Below are 5,752 nucleotides of genomic sequence, written 5' to 3' on the forward strand. Positions count from 1 at the left end.
ACCAACTAACAGCTTCTACGTTCTTGACACAAACTAACATAGCAGGGGCTTCATTTATGAAGACCGCCGAGTCTCCGCCAACAACACTGCGGTCTCCACAAGTGAAGCCCCTACGATTTTTACCATGAATATTTCCTTAGACATACAGAACCTTACTACACTCTACGCATCGGGTGAATTGAGCCCACGTGAGCTGTGTGAAGCTTTGCAAAAGCAGGCGGATCGGGTGGACAATCCTAAGATTTGGATTCATCGCTTAAGCCCTGAAGAATTAGAGCCTTACCTACTGCGCTTGGAATCTGAGGATCCGGCCTCGCAGCCGCTCTATGGCATTCCGTTTGCAATTAAGGACAATATCGACTTAGCCGGCGTGCCCACGACGGCAGCCTGCGCGGCCTACGCCTACACGCCAGAGAAGTCATCACCTGTAGTGGAAAAACTCATACAAGCAGGTGCGATCCCAATCGGTAAAACCAACTTGGATCAATTCGCGACGGGTTTAGTCGGTGTGCGCAGCCCATACGGCGTGCCACGCAATCCACTCGCGCCAGATCGCGTGCCCGGAGGCTCCAGTTCGGGCTCGGCAGTGGCGCTATCGGAGAGCTTAGTCAGCTTCTCGCTCGGCACAGACACCGCGGGTTCCGGACGTGTGCCCGCCGCCTTCAATAAACTCTGGGGTGTCAAGCCCAGCAAGGGACGGCTCAGCACCAGTGGCGTCGTGCCCGCCTGCCGCACCCTGGATTGCGTTTCGATCTTTGCGCTGAATGCAGCAGACTCACAAGCCGTACTAAAAGTAGCCGAAGGCTTTGATAGCAGCGATGCCTACTCATTGCCCACAGCAGACCAATCCCTGCCCGTATCCAAAAAGATCGGCGTGCCGAAGCCCGAGCAATTAATGTTCTTCGGCGATGCGGGTTATGAAGCCGCATGGAGCCTAGCCTTACTGGAGCTCGAATCGAAAGGCTGGGAAATTGAAACCATCGATTTTGAGCCCTTCCTGCAGGCCGCCCGTTTATTGTACGAAGGCCCCTGGGTCTCTGAGCGCACTGCTGTGCTACAAGATTTCCTCGCATCCAATGCCGATGACTTCTTTCCGGCCACTCGCACAATTATCGGCGGCGGCTTAAACAACACTGCCTGCGACGCCTTTTCGGCCAGCTACAAACTGGCAGCACTGCGGCGCGAAAGTGAATCCGTCTGGCAGGGGCTGGCCGCAATCGTCACGCCCACCGCAGGCGGTTTTCCCACATTAGCGGACTTAGCAGCCGACCCGATCGGACCAAATTCGCAGCTCGGTTACTACACCAATTTCATGAATCTGCTGGACCTCTGCGCCGTAGCCACCCCCGCCGGCGAAACAGAAAGCGGCCTGCCCTTCGGCATCACATGGATCGCACCGCGCGACACAGACAAGGCCTTGATCGAGATTGCCGATAAAGGTCCGCGTGCACTAGAGGTCGATAATGACACACTGCCCATTCTCCTCTTCGGCGCACACATGCAAGGCTTGCCCTTGAATTCGCAAATTTTGGAGTTGGGTGGAAAATTCGTGGCTCAGGTCGATACGGCCGCTCAGTATAAAATGATTTATTTGCCCGAGCCCGCCCCGCATCGTCCTGGTATCATACGAGTCGGTGAAGGCGGATCTTCCATCGCCGCTGAAGAGTGGCGCTTACCGAAGGCATCGTTGGGCGCTTTGCTAGCCAGCATTCAGCAACCACTCGGACTGGGGCAAATTGAACTCAGCGATGGTCGTAAGGTGCACGGCTTCTTATGTGAAGCGGCGGCAGCCCAATCCGCTCAGGACATTTCAGCCACAGGCGGTTGGCGCGGGTTCTTGGCGCAGGCTTAGAGCGTTTCCTTATACCCATTCGAAAAAAGTTTGGTCCTAATAGATATGTCTTTTGTAACCTCGGTTCTCGCCAGTCCTAAGCTCGTCGAAAGGGGAACCGAGGCGATGCCGATCGTCCCCGACTGTGTCCTACATAGCCGAAGGCGACGCATGGAAACAAAGTTTCGAGGCTACGCAAAGGCCAAGCTTATAGATCATATATTCTTAGAAGTGGTATTAGTCCAGCCCCAGTATCTCGTCGGCGTAGTCCTGTGTCAGTTGGAATACGGGCAAGAGAGTTATCAACCAAACAACGCGCTGTGTGAGCCAGTGCGGACAAGGATCAACTCGGTTTCAGTTATTTGGTAGATCAAAAGCCAATCGGGCGAGATATGGCATTCACGATGATCGGCATAATCTCCGATCAATAAATGATCTATGTAGTGTTCTGCTAGCGGCTCTCCGGTCGCAAGTATATCGATCAAAATTGCGAGTTTAGAGAGGTCTTTACCTGATGATTTAAGCTTTTTGTAATCTTTGCGGAAAGAACGCTTGTCCTTAATCTCTAACATTCGTCTTCGGCTTCAATGGAAGCAAATAATTCGTCAGCGCTCTTAAATGAACGACCTTCTGCAACCGGCTCACGCATAGCTGCAAGCGTCTCCGCGTTAGGCTGATGGCTCAAAAACTCCACGATCTTCCCTTTCTCATCTTCGGGTAAGCGTGAAATCTCTTCGATTATTTCTGCTGCGTTCATATTGATAAGTATCGTTTAGATTTTAGAACTTTCAAGCTCGGAGATTTAGAGCGTTTCTCAAAAGTAATGAGGTAAATCGTATGATGAAATGAATAAATCTAAATGAACCGCCTCGTGTCCAAAAGCGCTGAAGCGCTCACTCTTACCTGAGGATATACAGTCTAAGGTAAGAGTGACGGCTTTAGCCGTTAAGCATATTCTAAATTCTTATGTTGTAGTATAAGCGCAAAGACTTTTGAGAAATGCTATAACCTCTCCTTCGCCGACGATAAGCAGTCGAATGAAAGGCAGATTTTAAACATTATGGAGTTTCTTGTGATTGCTTAGCTTTCTGGAACGGCTGTTAAAAATTTAGTCCAGCCCCAGTACCTCGTCGGCGAAATCTTCCATCATCTCAAAGGCGCGCTTGGCGGTGCGTTTGTCGTAGCGTGAGCCATCTGACTGAGCTTCTGGATTGGTGAATGAGTGTACGGCGCCGCTAAATTGAACCAGTGTCCAATCGTCGACTTCATTGCTTTTCATGGCTTCGATGAAAGTTTGCACATCTGCTTGTGGCACGTAGGGATCGTCTGCGCCGTGGAGCACTAGGGCTGGGATTTTGATTTGCTGAGTGTCAGCTGCCAAGGTGGGCGATTTGAGGTCTCCGTGAAAAGAGACGACGCCTTGAATGGACTCGGTGCCGGTGCGCGCAAGCTCCAGCACCGTGCCGCCGCCAAAGCAGAAACCAATGGCGATTGTCTTGTTTGGGTCGATCGGGTGCTGTCGTGCGAGTGCGTGGAAGACATCGACCGCTTTTTGGGCACGCGCTCGCATGAGTGCTCGATCGGAGCGCAAGACGCCTGCGGCCTTGCCGGCTTCGGATGCGTTACTAGGGCGTACGCCGACGCCATACATGTCGGCGACAAAAACGGCAAAATCATCGCCAGCGATCATACGTGCTTTGGTGTAGGCGTTCTCACTGGGTCCCATCCAATTGGGAATCATGAGAATGCCCGGCAGTGGCTCGTCCTGATCTGCGTCATCATCGTAGATTAAGGTGCCTTCAAATTCTACACCATCGAGCTGGTAAGGAATCGTCTTTTGCACCGTATCAGCGCTGGCATAATTTGTGATCGAGGCGGCGAGAAGTAGTAGGAGGGCGTGTAGTTTCATAGCCCTGCACGATGAGGACTTTGTGGTTAAATGCAAAAAATCCGCTCGGTTTCCCGAGCGGATTTTGAAAATTACCACTCATGTACAAAAGCGCTGACTCTTACCTCAGGAGATACCTAGGAGATCGAGTCAAAGGTAAGCGATCCGGCTTTTAGCCGTTAATCAGATTCTAAACGCTTAGTAAACGTTGGTCGTTTCCTGACTGATGATGGGATCGTTCAGGAAGTCGGCGCTGAAGTTCATGACTGCGCGACCAGGGCCAATGTTCGCACCTTCAGCAGTGATGCTGAGGTTGGTGTCCTTGCCAGGCTCCAATGTCGTGCGTGGGAAGGTGACGGTTTGACCATTGATCGTGCCTTGGGCGTCGCCCGCCACGGCGGTGGGCTTGATTTTGTCGTTGAAAGTGACAGTTACGGTGCCGCTGACAGGCTCGAACTCACCTTGGTTGCGCACTTGGATGCTGTAAACTGTGGCTTCGCGCACACGAACCGGGTCTTTGCTGTCGGTGATCGAAACAGTCACACCAGGAACGGCGAGCCAGTTTGTGGTGACGCTGTCGGAGGCCTCCAGGCCGTTGGCGCTGACCACTTTGACGGTATTGGTGGATTCGCCCTTACGGGTCGCTGCAATCTCGGTGCGGATGAGTTGGCTAGAGCCGGCGGGGAGGTTGGGAATCATCCAACCGATGGCATTACCAGAAACACGGCCGCGGCCGTTGTCGGCGACAGAGGCACCCTTAGGCAAGATGTCGGTGATGCGGACATTCTTAAGGTCGGTGTCGCCCGTGTTTTCGATGGTGATGTTGAAGACTTCAGGCTTGAAGACATAAGCTTCGGAAGGGCCGGTCTTACGGACACGGATGCCAGACTGCACGACTGCGATTGGAGAGCTCGCGACTTGGCTTTGACCTGGGCCGCCGGTTTGGCCGCCGTCATAGCTGGCGACGGCACGATTGCTGAAGTTGCCCTGTTTAACGGCTTTTGCGGTATAAGTGACGCTCTTAGTCTCACCTGGGGCAAGGTTGCCAATTGGCTGGCGCAAGTTGCTGGTAGGCGTAAAGGCGTCAGGCAGAGTGTCGGTGACCACGACATTGGTCGCTTCGGCCGAGCCGTTATTAGTGACAGTGACGGTCCAGCTCGCTTCTTCGCCCAGTTCGATGCTTTGTGGGCCCTTCTTTACGACATCCAATTTGGGCTGGCCAGCGAAGAAGTCCAAGCAGAAGGCATTGTCCACGGTAACGGTGGAGCAGATCTGGTGGTTACCTTCGGTGGTTGGTTTGACAGTGATGTCGATATCCTGACTTTGTCCTTTACGCATGGAAGGGAAGTTCCAATTGGCATTGCTGCCAGCGAGCGAGGCTGCCGGGTTGGCCGATTGAAATTGGACGCCCGCAGGAATGGTTTCGGTCAGGCGGACATTGTTTACATCATCAAGAGCATTGATCGTAATGCGGTATTTAAGAGATCCACCGACAGAAGCAGCTTCGAGCACACGCTTGGTGACTTTGATTTGATTGGTGCGCATAATCACGTCCGAGCCGCGGCTGGGCGTGGCAGGAATGGCCTGCCGAGGAGGAGATACGACAGGATTGCTAGCGTTATTCGCCGCCGGAGCCTTGTTATCGGCGCCCTGCCATTGAATTTGCGTGGAAGCCGGCTGAGCAGGAGCGGTGTAACCACGATCTATTTGGGTCGGGGCGGTTTGACAGCCAGTAAAGGCGAGCGCGAATAGGCTCAATGTCGCGAATAAAATGGAGCTGAGTCGTTTCATATATCCTCAGTTCTAACGGATCGCGAGCTCATGTAAAGAAATCGCTGCACTCGCGGGATTTGCATGATTTTAAGAACGGTGTCCAAGTAATCCGGCTCAAAATGCAGCGTAGACTTGCCTGAGCGACTGCAGGGCTTGGCTGATGAGGCTGCCGACTCTGAGGTGATGTCGCAGCCAACGTATAAATTTCAGTGTCAGCTGAGAGCGTCTGTGTGGATTGCTAAAGAGCAGCGGGGAGTACG

At 53.0% G+C, this 5,752-nt stretch carries 5 protein-coding genes; 1 reads left to right on the top strand and 4 read right to left on the bottom strand.

Annotated elements, in window-relative coordinates:
• The first annotated feature begins 124 nt into the window (after positions 1-124).
• Complete coding sequence (gene atzF, locus QEH59_RS18090) at positions 125-1,852, top strand: allophanate hydrolase (RefSeq protein WP_308986788.1); 1,728 nt, start codon at positions 125-127, stop codon at positions 1,850-1,852.
• A 281-nt stretch (positions 1,853-2,133) separates the two neighbouring features.
• Here the strand turns inward: atzF and QEH59_RS18095 are convergent, their stop codons facing one another.
• The 4 genes from QEH59_RS18095 to QEH59_RS18110 all read right to left on the bottom strand — a co-directional run bounded on the left by QEH59_RS18095 (position 2,134) and on the right by QEH59_RS18110 (position 5,510).
• Complete coding sequence (locus QEH59_RS18095; RefSeq protein ID WP_308986789.1) at positions 2,134-2,403, bottom strand: type II toxin-antitoxin system YafQ family toxin; 270 nt, start codon at positions 2,401-2,403, stop codon at positions 2,134-2,136.
• Positions 2,397-2,588 (bottom strand): hypothetical protein, encoded by a 192-nt coding sequence (locus QEH59_RS18100; protein WP_308986790.1) that lies wholly within the window; start codon positions 2,586-2,588, stop codon positions 2,397-2,399. The genes QEH59_RS18095 and QEH59_RS18100 overlap by 7 nt, the downstream gene beginning before the upstream one ends.
• 351 nt (positions 2,589-2,939) lie before the next feature.
• Positions 2,940-3,740 carry a dienelactone hydrolase family protein gene (locus QEH59_RS18105; RefSeq protein ID WP_308986791.1) on the bottom strand — a complete coding sequence of 267 codons (801 nt, stop codon included), beginning with the start codon at positions 3,738-3,740 and terminating at the stop codon, positions 2,940-2,942.
• A gap of 177 nt (positions 3,741-3,917) precedes the next feature.
• Positions 3,918-5,510 carry a CARDB domain-containing protein gene (locus tag QEH59_RS18110; RefSeq protein WP_308986792.1) on the bottom strand — a complete coding sequence of 531 codons (1,593 nt, stop codon included), beginning with the start codon at positions 5,508-5,510 and terminating at the stop codon, positions 3,918-3,920.
• Positions 5,511-5,752: the final 242 nt, after the last annotated feature.

It is taken from the genome of Thalassobacterium sedimentorum (assembly GCF_031127905.1).
GTDB classification, from domain to species: Bacteria; Verrucomicrobiota; Verrucomicrobiia; order Opitutales; family Coraliomargaritaceae; genus Thalassobacterium; species Thalassobacterium sedimentorum.